The sequence below is a fragment of the Brevundimonas mediterranea genome (assembly GCF_011064825.1).
Taxonomy (GTDB): Bacteria; Pseudomonadota; Alphaproteobacteria; order Caulobacterales; family Caulobacteraceae; genus Brevundimonas; species Brevundimonas mediterranea_A.
Genome location: NZ_CP048751.1, coordinates 2,115,989 through 2,130,389 on the forward strand (window position 1 = coordinate 2,115,989; position 14,401 = coordinate 2,130,389).

14 protein-coding genes and 1 tRNA gene are annotated in these 14,401 nt (G+C 66.8%); 9 read left to right on the forward strand and 6 right to left on the reverse strand.

The features are described 5' to 3' along the window. Positions 1 to 4: 4 nt before the first annotated feature. On the reverse strand, positions 5 to 379 hold the full coding sequence (locus tag GYM46_RS10400; protein ID WP_008262635.1) for a hypothetical protein: 375 nt from the start codon (positions 377 to 379) through the stop codon (positions 5 to 7). Positions 380 to 501: 122 nt separating this feature from the next. Then, positions 502 to 1,152 carry a DUF1345 domain-containing protein gene (locus GYM46_RS10405; protein WP_154725798.1) on the reverse strand — a complete coding sequence of 217 codons (651 nt, stop codon included), beginning with the start codon at positions 1,150 to 1,152 and terminating at the stop codon, positions 502 to 504. Positions 1,153 to 1,303: 151 nt separating this feature from the next. On the opposite strand from GYM46_RS10405, the gene GYM46_RS10410 reads away from it, so the two are divergent. Continuing rightward, on the forward strand, positions 1,304 to 3,442 hold the full coding sequence (locus GYM46_RS10410) for a malate synthase G (protein ID WP_008259781.1): 2,139 nt from the start codon (positions 1,304 to 1,306) through the stop codon (positions 3,440 to 3,442). Between the two features lie 45 nt (positions 3,443 to 3,487). Here GYM46_RS10410 and GYM46_RS10415 read toward each other — a convergent pair whose 3' ends face one another. The 3 genes from GYM46_RS10415 to GYM46_RS10425 form a co-directional block, all read right to left on the reverse strand. Continuing rightward, positions 3,488 to 4,564: a mechanosensitive ion channel family protein gene (locus tag GYM46_RS10415; RefSeq protein ID WP_008259793.1), complete on the reverse strand. Its 1,077-nt coding sequence runs from the start codon at positions 4,562 to 4,564 to the stop codon at positions 3,488 to 3,490. Positions 4,565 to 4,646: 82 nt separating this feature from the next. Beyond that, a tRNA-Ala gene (locus GYM46_RS10420) sits at positions 4,647 to 4,722 on the reverse strand. Between the two features lie 219 nt (positions 4,723 to 4,941). Further along, the gene (locus GYM46_RS10425; protein ID WP_008261678.1) at positions 4,942 to 5,400 is read right to left on the reverse strand and encodes a TIGR02300 family protein; all 459 of its coding nucleotides are present in this window, start codon (positions 5,398 to 5,400) and stop codon (positions 4,942 to 4,944) included. A gap of 124 nt (positions 5,401 to 5,524) precedes the next feature. Between GYM46_RS10425 and aroA the strand changes: the two genes are divergently transcribed. From aroA to mscL, 7 genes are all read left to right on the forward strand, one after another. Further along, entirely contained in the window at positions 5,525 to 6,835 is a 1,311-nt protein-coding gene (gene aroA / locus GYM46_RS10430; protein ID WP_008264235.1) for a 3-phosphoshikimate 1-carboxyvinyltransferase, read from the forward strand. Positions 6,836 to 6,848: 13 nt separating this feature from the next. Further along, the gene (locus tag GYM46_RS10435; protein ID WP_008258638.1) at positions 6,849 to 7,163 is read left to right on the forward strand and encodes a type II toxin-antitoxin system RelE/ParE family toxin; all 315 of its coding nucleotides are present in this window, start codon (positions 6,849 to 6,851) and stop codon (positions 7,161 to 7,163) included. Next, entirely contained in the window at positions 7,156 to 7,464 is a 309-nt protein-coding gene (locus GYM46_RS10440) for an addiction module antidote protein (RefSeq protein WP_008262856.1), read from the forward strand. Before GYM46_RS10435 ends, GYM46_RS10440 begins: the two co-directional genes overlap by 8 nt. Beyond that, complete coding sequence (gene cmk / locus GYM46_RS10445) at positions 7,464 to 8,108, forward strand: (d)CMP kinase (protein ID WP_008262509.1); 645 nt, start codon at positions 7,464 to 7,466, stop codon at positions 8,106 to 8,108. The genes GYM46_RS10440 and cmk overlap by 1 nt, the downstream gene beginning before the upstream one ends. A 194-nt stretch (positions 8,109 to 8,302) precedes the next feature. Next, entirely contained in the window at positions 8,303 to 10,006 is a 1,704-nt protein-coding gene (gene rpsA / locus GYM46_RS10450; protein ID WP_008262491.1) for a 30S ribosomal protein S1, read from the forward strand. A gap of 245 nt (positions 10,007 to 10,251) precedes the next feature. Continuing rightward, positions 10,252 to 10,542 (forward strand): integration host factor subunit beta, encoded by a 291-nt coding sequence (locus GYM46_RS10455; RefSeq protein ID WP_035307045.1) that lies wholly within the window; start codon positions 10,252 to 10,254, stop codon positions 10,540 to 10,542. A 34-nt stretch (positions 10,543 to 10,576) separates the two neighbouring features. Continuing rightward, the gene (mscL, locus tag GYM46_RS10460) at positions 10,577 to 10,993 is read left to right on the forward strand and encodes a large-conductance mechanosensitive channel protein MscL (protein ID WP_008263083.1); all 417 of its coding nucleotides are present in this window, start codon (positions 10,577 to 10,579) and stop codon (positions 10,991 to 10,993) included. A 29-nt stretch (positions 10,994 to 11,022) separates the two neighbouring features. Here mscL and GYM46_RS10465 read toward each other — a convergent pair whose 3' ends face one another. Beyond that, positions 11,023 to 12,171 (reverse strand): GNAT family N-acetyltransferase, encoded by a 1,149-nt coding sequence (locus tag GYM46_RS10465; RefSeq protein ID WP_008262218.1) that lies wholly within the window; start codon positions 12,169 to 12,171, stop codon positions 11,023 to 11,025. Between the two features lie 261 nt (positions 12,172 to 12,432). On the opposite strand from GYM46_RS10465, the gene GYM46_RS10470 reads away from it, so the two are divergent. Next, entirely contained in the window at positions 12,433 to 14,364 is a 1,932-nt protein-coding gene (locus tag GYM46_RS10470) for a peptide MFS transporter (RefSeq protein ID WP_008263862.1), read from the forward strand. Positions 14,365 to 14,401 lie beyond the last annotated feature (37 nt).

Below are 14,401 nucleotides of genomic sequence, written 5' to 3' on the forward strand. Positions count from 1 at the left end.
ACGGTCAGGCGGCCAGACGGTTCCACACGGCGCGATCCGCCGCGATCGCGTCCAGTCGGCGGCCCTTCTCCTGCAACTGCCTCATCACCACGTCGGGCAGGGTGCAGAAGCGCGGCTCGACCAGGTCGGGATTGCAGGCGGCTGTCGGCGCGGCGAACAGGGCGGCGTTGACCTCGGGGCTGCGCTCGGCGATCAGCCAGGCCAGACGGCGCGCCCGGCCGGGATCGTTGCGGTGCAGCAGCGGATCCTCGGCGAACAGTTCGCAGCCCAGTTCCAGCACATAGTCGAAGCCCAGCTTCTCGAACCGGCGCGCGTCGGCGGGCGTGACCGGACAGGCCTCGTCCAGGTCGAACACGACGTCGTTCAGAAGAAACAGCATGGGCGAGACGCTTCTTGCGATCCGGACGGGAGGTCGTCCGTACACACAGCCTTACGCCCCAGTCGCTTGCGGTCCCGTTCACGGACGCGGTTAAGCCTTTCTGACCGGGCGATCCGGGAATTCTACGAAACGCCCACCAATCCGACCGCCAGATTCACCGCCAGGGCCAGGATCACCGTGTTGAAAACAAAGGCGGTCAGGCTGTGCACGGTCGACAGCCGACGGATGCCCCGATCGGCGATCTGGACGTCTGCCGTCTGGGACGCCACCCCGATGATCAGGGCGAAATGCAGAAAGTCCCAATAGTCGGGCTCGGTTTCGCCCGGGAAGATCAGGCCGCCCCGGTCCTTGCCGTGGTCGCCGTGCTGATAGAAGGCGTGGGCGTAGTGCAGGGTGAAGATCAGGTGGATGAAGGTCCAGGACAGGGTCACGGTCCCCAGGGCCAGCAGACCAAGGATCGGCGAGCCGCCGGCCTGCACCGCCTCGCCGACGACCACCACGATACTGGCCACCGCCGCCAGCAGGCTGAGAGGCAGCACGGCGCCGCCGGTCTGGTCCAGGGCCGCCGCGCGCCTGCGAATGGCGTTGGCGTCCTGGACCAGGGCCATGCGGGTCAGGGTGGCGGCGATAAAGACCGCGACCCCCGCGATCCAGCCATAGGCCATCCGGGTCAAAGCGCTTTCGCCGGCCGGGATCAGCAGGGCGACCAGGATCACCACACCCAGGCTGGAAAACAGGACGCCGTACAGGCGCAGGGTGCGAAACAGACTCATGGTCGGATCATGACGCCCCATGCGCGTGCCGCAAGCGCTAGACGAAAAGCGAAGCGCCTGACGCAACGTGACCCTTGCGAAGCCCTGCACGCTCGGCTTAGCGTGATCACGCATTGTTACAGGTCCGGCGTCGCGCCGGAGAAAGGCCGCCATGACGTCCTATGAAGATCGCGCCGGATTGAAGGTCGCGGCCGAGCTCGCGGCCCTGATCGAACAGGACGTATTGCCGGGCCTGGGACTGGACCCGGCGGACTTCTGGTCCGGCGCGGCGGAGGTCTTCGCCCGGTTCGCACCGGAGAACCGCGCCCTGCTGGCCCGGCGCGACGATCTTCAGGCCCGGATCGACGCCTGGCACGCCGCCCGCAGGGGCCAGCCCTATGACGTCGCCGCGTCCCAGACCTTCCTGCGCGAGATCGGTTATCTGGTCGAGGATCCGGCGCCCTTTTCCATCGGCACGAGCGGCGTAGACGCCGAGATCGCCCGCATGGCCGGGCCGCAGCTGGTCGTGCCGGTGCTGAACGCCCGCTTTCTGCTGAACGCCGCCAACGCCCGGTGGGGCAGCCTGTACGACGCCCTCTACGGCACGGATGCTCTGGGCGACCTGCCGACCGGCGGCGGCTATGACGCGGCGCGCGGCGCCCGGGTCGTGGCCCGCGCCAAGGCGTTTCTGGATGAGGCGGCGCCCCTGGGCGAGGGGACGCACGCCGATGTCGCCGGCTGGTCGGTGGTCGACGGCGCCCTGGTTCCCGCCCTGCAGGATCCGGCCCAGTTCGTCGGTTTCACCGGAGACCCGGCCTCGCCGGCCTCCATCCTGCTGGCGCACAACGGCCTGCATATCGAACTGGTGATCGACCCGTCCCATCCAGTGGGCCGCGGTGATCCGGCGGGGCTGGCCGACGTCGTGCTGGAATCCGCCCTGACCACCATTGTCGATCTGGAAGACTCGGTTGCGGCTGTGGACGCCGCTGACAAGGCCGAGGCCTATCGCAACTGGCTGGGCCTGATGCGCGGCGACTTGGCCGCCACCTTCAAGAAGGGCGGCGAGACACTGACCCGCGCGTTGGAGCCCGACCGGCGCTGGACCGCGCCCCACGGCGGCGACGTGACCCTGAAGGGCCGCAGCCTGCTGTTCGTGCGCAACGTCGGCCATCTCATGACCAACCCCGCCGTCCGTTTAACCGACGGATCGGACGCGCCCGAGGGGATCATGGACGCCGTCGTCACCAGCCTGATCGCGCTGTACGATATCAAGGGGCTCGGGGCCTTCGGCAACAGCGCGACGGGATCGGTCTATATCGTCAAGCCGAAGATGCACGGGCCGGATGAGGCGGGCTTCACCGACCGGCTGTTCGACGCGGTCGAGGACCTGCTGGCCCTGCCGCGCCACACGATCAAGGTCGGGGTGATGGACGAGGAACGCCGCACCTCGGCCAATCTGGCGGCCTGCATCCATGCGGTGAAGGACCGGATCGTCTTCATCAACACCGGCTTCCTGGACCGCACCGGCGACGAGATCCACACCGCCATGCAGGCCGGGCCGGTGGTGCGAAAGGCCGACATCAAGTCCAGCGCCTGGATCACCGCCTATGAGGCGCGCAACGTCGCCATCGGCCTGAAGTGCGGCCTGTCGGGCAAGGCCCAGATCGGCAAGGGCATGTGGGCCGCGCCCGACCGGATGGCCGACATGCTGGAGCAGAAGATCGCCCACCCCAGGACCGGCGCCAACACCGCCTGGACCCCGTCGCCGACCGCCGCCACCCTGCACGCCCTGCATTATCACGCGGTGGACGTCTTCGCCGTCCAGGCCGAGGTGGCGACCCGCCCGACGCCGGGTCTGGAGGCCCTGCTGACCCCGCCCCTGGCCAATGGCGTCAACTGGTCAGAGGACGAGGTGGCGGCCGAGCTGGACAACAACGCCCAGGGCATCCTCGGCTATGTCGTCCGCTGGATCGACCAGGGGGTCGGCTGTTCCAAGGTGCCCGACATCCACGACATCGGTCTGATGGAGGACCGGGCGACCCTGCGGATCAGTTCGCAGCATATCGCCAACTGGCTGCTGCACGGCGTCTGCACCCCCGATCAGGTGGATGCGGCCTTCCTGCGCATGGCGGCCAAGGTCGACGCCCAGAACGCCGGCGACCCGCTCTATCGCCCCATGGCCCCCGATCCCGCCGCCAGCCTGGCCTACCAGGCCGCCCGCGCCCTGGTGTTCGAGGGCGCGGCCCAACCGAACGGCTATACCGAGCCGTTGCTTCACGCCTACCGGCTGAGGGCCAAGGCCCAGTATTAAAATCGCTCACCCTCGGGACGAGCCCGAGGGTGACGGGGCTGTGGTTTAACCGCCCGTCCGTCCCGGCGGCAGGCCGGGCGCCGGTTCCAGGGGGCCGTCCTCGTCTTCGGCCATCATCAGGTCCTCGGCGGCGTCGTTGCTGGCGCCCGAAGCGGAGACAGAGGGCTGGGCAGGACGCGTGTCGGTCGCCGCCGTCGCCGGGCGGGCGCCCCGGCCATAGCCCAGCCGGCCCAGGGCGTCGTCGCCCTCCAGGCCGAAGGCGCTGCGGATCCGAAGGTCGGTCTGGGGGAATGGCACCTCGATCCCGGCGCCGTCCAGGGCGTCGGCGATCAGCCAGGTGTAGGCGGCGTGCATGGCCGCCGGCCGCTTCACCGCCTCGCGTGTCGGCCAGACCAGCAGTTCGAAATCCAGCCCCTTGTCGCCGAACCCCACCAGCCAGACCTGGCTCTTGCGCGCCTCGGTCTCGGGCAGGGTGAAGGGGCTGGCCCGGGCGCAGGCCAGAACCGCCTCGCGCACCTTGCCCCGGTCCGATCCATAGGCGACGGCGAAGGGGATGTGGATGCGCCGGGTGTCGCCCTTCAGCGTCCAGTTGGTCACCGGCTGTTCGATGAAGCGCGAGTTCGGCACCAGGACATTGACGTTGTCATTGGTCCGCACCCGCGTCGCGCGCGGCCCGATCTCCATGATGGCGCCACGGATGCCGATGTCCTCGATCTCGATATAGTCCCCGACCGACACCATTCGGTCGAAGATCAGGAACAGGCCGGACACGAACTCCTTGACCACCCCCTGCAGGCCCAGGCCGACGCCGATGCCCACCGCGCCGGCGAAGACCGCCAGGGACGACAGGTTCAGCCCCGCCGCCGACAGGGCCGACATGACGCCGACGATGATGACGGCGTAACCCGACAGCCGCTCCAGCAGGTAGAGGGCCTGGCGGCTGCGTTCCGACCGCTCGCGCACCCGCCGCAGGGCGCGCGTCACCAGCCGCGCGACGATCAGGGCGACCAGCAGGATCACCAGGGCGCTGACCAGGCCGCCGACAGTGATGCTCGCGCCCGCCACCCGAACGATCTGGGTGTCGTCGAGGGATTCGAGGCCGGCCTGGATGGGGGATGTCATAAGGGCGCAAGCGCGCGGCCAACGGCTCAGGTTCCAGAAAGCAACGAAGCCCGGCTGTTTTCACAGCCGGGCTTCTGGAAACTGGTGGAGCTTAGCGGAGTCGAACCGCTGACCTCTTGCATGCCATGCAAGCGCTCTACCAACTGAGCTAAAGCCCCGGACCTTGCGGTCTGGTCCGCCCGGTTCATCTTGCGATGGCCCCCGGCGAGGCGGCGGAACCTATGTCAGAGCTTTTTTGCGATCAAGCCCGTTTCGACATTTATTTTCGCATCGGTTCCGGAGGCGAAAAAACACAGCGATTTCAAACCAAAAGAGGGCTGAAATCGACCGTCCGCCGCAGTTCCTAGCGGGAAATGCGGCGGACGCAACAAGAAAGATCAGTCGTCGTCGCGCGACGGCTTGGCGATCTCGTCCTCGATGGAGTCATCGTCGTCGTCTTCGATGAACGGCACGGAGTCGTCATCGTCGTCGGCCAGGTCGTCGTCGCCGTCGGTGGCGCCCATGCCGGCTTCTTCCGAAGCGTCAGCGGGGGCGTCGTCGTCATCGTCGTCGGGCGTCAGGATCGGCTCATGGCCTTCCTCGTCGATCTCCGGAGCCCGGATCTCTTCTTCCTCGTCCTCGTCGGACTCGGCCTTCTTGTCCTTGACCTGATCTTCGGTCTCTTCGTCGTCGGCGGGATAGCCGGGACGCACGCGACGGCTGCGCAGCTTCAGCGCCTCTTCGGGATCGAAGTCGGTCGCGCATTTGGGGCAGTGTGCGGGGCGGCGGTTCAGGTCGTAGAACTTAGCCTGGCAGTTCGGGCAAACCTGTTTGGCGCCCAGTTCGGGATTGGCCACGTTTGGAACCTTCAACGGGTTGAATTCGGGGCGGTCCCTTGCCACCCCTAGGAGCCGCTGTCAAAAGCTGTCTTTCGCGCCGCCCGCGCGGCCCTTTCGCGAACGCAGCCTGAAGCGGGTGATTATGCCGTCCCAACTGACTTCCAGACGCTCTGACGCCCTTGCCGGAACGGTTCGCGCGCCCGGCGACAAGTCGATGTCACACCGCTCGATGATTCTGGGCGGCATGGCCTCCGGCGTCACCGAGGTCGAGGGTTTGCTGGAAGGCGACGACGTCCTGGCCACCGCCCGCGCGGTCGAAGCCTTCGGCGCCAAGGTCCAGCGGACCGGTGACGGCAAATGGCGTATCGAGGGGGCGGGCGGCTTCAGAACGCCTTTGACGGTGATCGATTGCGGCAACGCCGGCACCGGCGTGCGGCTGCTGATGGGGGCGGCCGCCGGCTTTCCGCTGACGGCCACCTTCGACGGCGACGCCTCGCTGCGGAAGCGGCCGATGAAGCGCGTCACCGGCCCGCTGGCCGACATGGGCGCCCGGTTCGACTGGCAGGCGGCCGAGGACCGGCTCCCGGTCGCCCTGACCGGCGGGACGCTGACGGCGATCGACTATGTGCAGACTGTGGCCTCGGCCCAGGTGAAGTCGGCCATACTTCTGGCCGGCCTGAACGCCCAGGGCGTCACCTCGGTGACGGAGCCGGAGAAGAGCCGCGACCACACCGAACGCATGCTGCGCGCCTTCGGCGCCGAAGTCGGTGTGGAAGAAATGGGCGAGGGCTGGACGGTCACGCTGAAGGGCGGTCAGCCGCTGACCGGAACCTTCGTCGCCGTGCCGGGCGATCCGTCCTCGGCCGCCTTCCCCCTGGCGGCGGGTCTGATCGTGCCGGGCTCGGTGGTGACGGTCGAGGGGGTGATGCTGAACCCCCTGCGCACCGGCCTGTTCGACACCTGGCTCGAAATGGGCGCCGACCTGACCATATCGAACCGGCGTCAGGCCGGCGGCGAGGACGTCGGCGACATCACCGCCCGTCATTCGGCCCTGAAGGGCGTGGTCGTGCCGGAAGCGCGCGCCGCCTCGATGATCGACGAATATCCAATCCTGGCCGCGACGGCGGCCTTCGCCGACGGCGTCACCGTCATGCGCGGCGTGGGCGAAATGCGGGTCAAGGAAAGCGACCGGATCTCGCTGATGGTCGAGGGCCTGCGCGCCTGCGGGGTGCAGGTGGAGGAAGAACCCGAGGGCTTCATCGTCACCGGCGCCCCCAGAGTTCTGGGCGGCGCTGTTGTCCACACGGCTCACGATCACCGCATCGCCATGAGCCATTTGGTCCTGGGCCTGGCCGCCGATCAGCCGGTCTCGGTCGACGAGCCCGGCATGATCGCCACCAGCTTCCCCGGCTTCGTCGAGATGATGAACGGCCTGGGCGGTCAGATCGCTTGACGAAATGTCGCCTATGGACGACAATGCGGCTGTAAGGCTGACCTTCACGCCGGTTTTCGATCGCTGGCTTCTCAGGTTTCGCGATCACAGGGCGGTGGCTCGGATCACGACCCGGCTCGAACGACTGTCCGGCGGTCACTGGGGCGATGTGAAGCCGGTGGGCGAGGGCGTCAGCGAACTGAGGATCGCCTACGGACCCGGTTATCGTCTGTATGCGACGAAGAAGAACGACGCCTGGGTCATTCTGCTGGCTGGAGGCGACAAGTCGAGCCAGGACCGCGACATTGTCGAGGCGAAACGGCTGGCTGAGGAGTATCGAAATGACTGAGCCCCTGATCGAATTCGATCCCGCCCGTTACCTGAACACGCCCGAGGCGGTGGAAGAGTATCTGGTCTCCTCGTTCGAAGACGCTGCCGAGCTCGGCGATCCGCGCATCATCACCAACGCCCTCGGCGTCGTCGCCCGGGCCAAGGGCATGACCCAGATGGCGCGGGACGCGGACCTGTCGCGCACGGCCCTCTATCGGGCGCTCAGCGAAGAGGGGCGGCCCGAGCTTTCGACCATTTTCAAGGTGATGCAGGCCCTGGGCCTTCGCCTCGCCCCCGTTCGCGTGGACTCCGCCGCCTGATGTCGCTGATCATCGCCGTCGACGGCCCCGCCGCCTCGGGCAAGGGCACCATCGCCGCGCGGCTGGCGCGGACCTATGGCCTGCCGCATCTGGACACCGGCCTGCTGTACCGCGCCGTGGGCGTCAAACTGCTGGAGGCCGGCGGTTCGCTGGACGACGAGGCGGCGGCGACCGAGGCGGCGCGTGGCCTCGACGCGGCTCAGGTGTCCGACGACCCCCGCCTGACCACCGGCGAGGCGGGCGAGGCGGCCAGCCGTGTCGCCGGCCATCCCGGCGTGCGCGCCGCCCTGCTGGACCTGCAACAGGCCTTCGCGGCCCAGGCCGGCGGCGCCGTGCTGGACGGGCGCGACATCGGCACGGTGATCGCGCCTGACGCACCCGCCAAACTGTTCGTCACCGCCGCGCCTGAGACCCGGGCCGACCGCCGCTGGAAACAGTTGACGGCGCGGGGTTTCGACATCGGCTTCGACGACATGCTGGCCGACATTCAGCGCCGGGACGAGCGCGACGCCGGTCGCGGCGCGGCGCCGATGGTCCAGGCCGAAGACGCGGTCTTGCTGGATACCACCGACATGGGTATAGAGGCGGCCTTCGATGCGGCCCGCCGTATCGTCGAGGCGGCGCGCGTGAAACACGGTCTCTGACCGGTTTCGCAAATCCAACGCGTCCATCCTCGGCTTCCGCGGGCGTTTTGATCGTTCTGAACGGCCTCGCATCCTGACGACCTGCCTATCTTTTCCTCTCGCCTCGGCGCAGCGCTTTGCTGTGTGAGGGGCGTCCACCTCGCGCGGGGCCGTTCGGTCGCGCGCCACAGCCCTACCGGAAACACCAGAGCTTCATGTCTGATACTCTCAATCCCACGCGCGACGACTTCTCGGCGCTGCTCGACGAACAGCTTCAGGGTCGCGACTTCGGCGAAGGCCAGGTCGTTCACGGCCGCGTCGTCGGCATCGAAAAAGACATCGTCATCATCGACGTCGGCCTGAAGACCGAAGGCCGCATCTCGATGCGCGAATTCGGCCAGGGCGAAGACGCCAAGCTGCCGAAGGTCGGCGACAACGTCGAGGTTTACCTGGAGCGCGTCGAGAACGCCCTGGGCGAAGCCGTCATCAGCCGTGACAAGGCCCGCCGCGAGGAAGCCTGGACCCGTCTGGAAGTCGTGTTCGCCGAAGGCCAGCCGGTCAACGGCGCTATCGTCGGTCGCGTCAAGGGCGGCTTCACCGTCGACCTGGGCGGCGCCTCGGCCTTCCTGCCCGGCTCGCAGGTGGACATCCGTCCGGTGCGCGACGTCGGCCCGCTGATGGGCAAGGAACAACCGTTCCAGATCCTGAAGATGGACCGTCCGCGCGGCAACATCGTCGTCTCGCGTCGCGCCATCCTGGAAGAAGCCCGCGCCGAACAGCGCACCGAGCTGGTCGGCCAGCTGCAAGAGGGCGAAGTCCGCGAAGGCGTGGTCAAGAACATCACCGACTACGGCGCGTTCGTGGACCTGGGCGGCATCGACGGCCTGCTGCACGTCACCGACATGTCGTGGAAGCGCGTCTCGCACCCGTCGCAGGTTCTCGCCGTCGGCGACACCGTCAAGGTCCAGATCGTCAAGATCAACCCGGACACCCAACGTATCTCGCTGGGCATGAAGCAACTGCAGTCGGACCCCTGGGACGGCGTGGAAGCCAAGTATCCGGTCGGCGCCAAGTACACGGGCCGCATCACCAACATCACCGACTACGGCGCCTTCGTGGAGCTGGAAGCCGGGGTCGAGGGCCTGGTGCACGTCTCGGAAATGTCCTGGACCAAGAAGAACGTCCATCCGGGCAAGATCGTCTCCACCTCTCAGGAAGTGGACGTGGTCGTCCTGGACGTCGACGCCTCCAAGCGCCGCATCTCGCTGGGCCTGAAACAGGCTCAGGACAATCCGTGGGACGCCTTCGTCGCCAACAACCCGATCGGCTCGACCGTCGAGGGCGAAGTCAAGAACGCCACCGAGTTCGGCCTGTTCATCGGCCTGGACAACGACATCGACGGCATGGTCCACCTGTCCGACCTCGACTGGTCGGTCTCGGGTGAAGAAGCCATCCAGCGCTACCGCAAGGGCGAGATGGTCAAGGCCAAGGTCCTGGACGTCGACGTCGAGAAGGAACGCGTCTCGCTGGGCATCAAGCAGCTGGGCGGCGATCCGATCGGCGAGGGCGACACCTATCGCCGCGGCCAGCAGATCACCGTCACCGTCTCGTCGATCGAGTCGGGCGGCATCGAGGTCAAGTTCGGTGAAGACGACGCGCCGGTCACGGCCTTCGTCCGCAAGTCGGACCTGTCGCGCGACCGTAACGAGCAACGTCCGGAACGCTTCGCCGTCGGCGACCGCGTCGACGCCATGATCACCGCCGTGGACAAGGCCTCGCGCCGCGTCTCGGTGTCGATCAAGGCGCTGGAAATGAAGGACGAACAGGAAGCCATCGAACAGTTCGGCTCGTCCGACTCGGGCGCTTCTCTGGGCGACATCCTGGGCGCCGCGCTGAAGAACGCCGGCACCAAGGAGTAGGCGCTCAAGCTGCGGAGCGCCGCGCGCTCCGCGGTAGCGTAAAAAAGATGAGGGCGGCGGGAGCGATCCCGCCGCCCTTTTCTCTTTTTGGCGCACCGGCATGAGCGGAACCGGACATAAATCATGCGAATGCCGCCCCTCCTTGGCGGATAAGGGCTTTTTCACGCGGCGAGCGAGGGTTAGTGTGCGGCTTCTGGATCGTCGGCGAGCGCTGGCCTGTCGATCGCGAGCTGGCAGGGGCCCTGATGATCAAGTCTGAACTGATCGAAAAGCTGGCGGCCGAGAACACCCACCTGACCCATGCGGAGGTGGAGCGGCTGGTGAATGTCATCCTCGGCAAGATGACCGGGGCCTTGTCCGAGGGCGGCCGGGTCGAGTTGCGCGGCTTCGGCGCCTTTTCGGTGCGGTCCCGTCCGGCGCGCTTGGGTCGCAATCCGCGCACCGGCGAGACGGTCGAGGTGCCGGCCAAGGCCGTGCCCTTCTTCAAGAGCGGCAAGGAACTGCGCGAGCGTCTGAACGCGTCCGGCGACGCCTGAATTTCCACGTCCTGACTGCCAAGAGAGTTTGCGAATGAGCCTGCTGTCCGAGTTCCGCGAGTTCGCGGTCAAGGGGAACGTCGTCGATCTGGCGGTCGGGGTGATCATCGGCGCGGCCTTCAACGGCATCGTCAAGAGCCTGGTCGATCAGGTCGTCATGCCCCCCATCGGCCTGTTGACCGGCGGCATCGACTTTTCCGAACTGGAATGGGTGCTGCGGCGCGAGAATCCGGCGACCGAGGCGGTCGAGAAGGTGGCGATTCAGTACGGCGCCTTCGCCAACACCGTGATCCAATTCCTGATCGTCGCCTTCGTGGTCTTCCTGGTGGTCAAGGGCGTCAACAGCATGCGGCGCCAGGAGGCGGCCAAGCCCGATCCGGCGCCCTCGGCCCCCACGCCGATCGAATCCCTGCTGGTCGAGATTCGCGACGCGCTGAAGGCGCGTCCCTGAAGCCGGAATTTCCCGCCGGCCGGTCGGGGTCAGGCCTTCCAGAACCGACCCTGGACCGCTGAGGCGCGGACCGGCGCGCGCCGGGCGCGGGGTTGAGGCACGGGGCGGGCGCAGACGGCGTAGTCGCCGTCGAACGGCGTCGGCGCCCAGGTTTCAGCCAGGACCGGGTCATCGACGCGCGCGTGACAATGCCCCCAGCCGCCTTCGCGCCGCGCCTTGGGCGGCAGGGCGCCCAGATGGTCCAGGATGTCCGGATTGGTCACCGGCAACCGCACCTTGGCCGCGCCCAGCGCCCGCGCATTGTCGATCAGGACGCCCGCCAGGACTTCGATCGCTTCGGGGTCCGTCTGCAGCGCCGTCAGATCGATGATGTCGAGGCACGGCGGTTCGATCGGGCTGGTCTTGGTCATCATCGCCGTCGCCGTCCCCACCAGTCGTCCGTCGCGCATCCGCCCCAGCAGGATGGGGGGCAAGGTCTGGTCCGGGTCGGCCAGGCGCCACGCCATGATCTCGGGCCCCCGGTCCGCCAGCAGCCGCCCCTCGGCCGTCAGCGCACGCCAGAAGTCGGCATAGGGCGAGTTTTCCCTGACATCGCGCAGCACGACGACGTCGTCCGGCAATTGCAGGCGTGGAGGCTGGAACAGGCGTGCGTTCATCAGGGGCTCGCCGAGACGTCGGGCCTGCTCCGCCGAAATCCCGCCCAGCAGACGCCGCAGCAGTCGACCCTTCAGACAGGTCAGCGGATCCACCATCCAGGACAGTTTCAGGGCGTGGGTCTCCGTCGGCCCCGGCTTGAGGCCGAACAGCCGATAAAGCGGCGCCGCGCGGGGATTGGCGTTCAGCGTATAGCAGGCGAACAGGTCGGGCTGAGCCAGGATCGCCTTGATCAGACAGCGGCTGGCGCCGGTGCGTTCCGGCGGCACGATGATGGAAAAGCCCGTCGCCGCGTACAGGCTTTCATCGTCCTTGCAGAATCTCTGGATCAGATTGCCCAGCATGGCGACCGGTTCGTCCCGCCGATCGGCGACGACCCAGCCGAAGGGCGCGTCGATGTCGCGGCGCGCCGGATTGTCCTCCAGCCAGCGCCACCCCGCCTGCGATCGCTCCGGCCACCCGACCTGACGATGCAGCCTGTTCAGGGCCTCGTAGTCGGATCTGCGGATGGGTCGCACGGACATCGGCGCTCCTTCCCATAATGAAACCGGGACTGCTGCTCGAGGGCGCACAGTGCAGAGGCCGGGCCAAAGTGGCCTTTGTCAGACAGTGAAGGGAGGGGGCGCGACAGCCTTAACACTTGTTCGCATTTGCCTGCTGTGCTGGGTATGCCCCTTTCGCGCGCCCAGTTGCGGCGCGGCAGTTGGGAGTGAGCCGTTGACAGCGACGGACTTGGGGACAGCGCGACTTACGCGACGCCTGCATGCACATTGGGGGAGGTCGGTATGAACATCGTCGTCGCCCTTGGACTGATCATCACCTTCGCCACCGGCGTGCCGGTGCTGATGCAGATCCTCAAACACCATCCGCGAGGGCTAATCATCCTGTTCTTCGCCGAGATGTGGGAGCGTTTCTCCTACTACGGCATGCGCGGCATCCTGATCTTCTTCCTGACGCAGCACTTCCTGTTCGACGACTCGATGGCGGGCTCGACCTACGGCTCCTACACGTCTCTGGTGTATCTGCTGCCCCTGCTGGGCGGCATCATGGCCGACCGCTTCATTGGCACGCGCAAGGCCGTAGCTTTCGGCGCTCTGCTGCTGGTCGCTGGTCACGGCATGATGGCCTTCGAGGGACGCCCGGCGACAGAAACCCTGACCTACGCCGGTCAGACCTACCAGATCGACGCCGAAGGCCGTGGTGCGGCCCGTGACGTCGCGATCGTCATCGACGGCCAGAAGTACAAGTTCGAACCTGCCGAAAACGGCATCGCCATTCAGAACCTGCCCGCGACCTCGACTCTGCCGGCCGTCATTCCGACCGCCGAGTACAAGATCGAGGCTACCCGCGACATGGCGGGCGTAAACGTCTTCTACCTGGCGATTTCCCTGATCATCATGGGGGTCGGTTTCCTGAAGCCGAACATTTCGACGATCGTGGGACAGCTTTATCCGCAGGGCGACCCACGCCGGGATTCCGGCTTTACCCTCTACTATTACGGCATCAACCTGGGGGCCTTCTGGGCCGCCGTGCTCTGCGGGCTTCTCGGGCAGACTGTCGGCTGGTGGGCGGGCTTCGGCTTGGCGGGCATCGGCATGGCGCTGGGTTGGGTCGTCTTCATGCTCGGCAAGCCGCTGCTGCAAGGCAAGGGCGAGCCGCCGGCCGACGCTGATCTGAAAAAGCCGTTGCTGGGACCGATCAACCGCGAATGGTCGATCTATCTGCTCAGCACCCTGAGTGTCGGCGTCGTCTGGTTCATGGTCCAGCGAAACGCTCTGGTCGGCTGGGTCCTAGGCGCCGCGACGGTCGCCTCGCTGCTGTTCATCCTCTACGTCATCGTCAAGGTCTGCGAAAGCAAGGCTCAGCGCGAGCGGATGATGCTGGCGATGGTGCTGATCTTCGGATCGGTGGTGTTCTTCACCCTGTTCGAACAGGCCGGCACGTCGCTGAATCTGTTTGCTGATCGTAACGTGGACCTGAGCATCACGCCGCAGGCCTTCCAGTTCCTCGGGGTCACAGTCGGAACGCCCGCCCAATTGGCCGCCGCTGGCATCACGCCGAGCGGTTTCTGGATCGACGCGACGATCACCGCCGCCCAGACTCAGTCTTTCAATGCGGGCTTCATCCTGATCTTCGCCCCCATCATGGCCGCGCTGTGGGCCTTCCTGGCCAAGCGCAAGCTGGACCCCAATCCGACGATGAAGTTCGGCCTGGGCCTGCTTCAGGTCGGTCTGGGCTTCATGATCGTGGTGTGGGGCGCTGGCATGGCCGACTCGGCCTTCCAGATGCCTCTGCTGCTGCTGGGCCTGCTCTATCTGTTCCACACGACGGGCGAACTTTTCCTGTCGCCGGTCGGCCTGTCGGAGATCACCAAACTGTCGATGGCCAAGGTGGTCAGCTTCATGATGGCGGTCTGGTTCCTGGCCAGTTCAATCGCTCAGTATGTCGGCGGTTGGATCGCTGGCCTGGCGGGTACGGAGACCGTCGGCGGACAGGTGCTGGACCCCGGTCTGGCCCTGCGCACCTCGCTGGAGGTGTTCAGCATGCTGGGGCTGTGGGGCATGGGCATCGGCGTCGCCTTCATCGTTGTCAGCTTCTTCATCAAGGGCTGGTCGCATGGAGCTAACGACGGCGACGGTCATCCCGGCCCCACGTTGAGCGATAGAGGCCAGGAAGACGGCAATATCGCTGCGCCGCGAACCTCCACCACCGGCTGATCCTCAAGGCCCGACATGAGAAAGGCGGCGTCCTCAC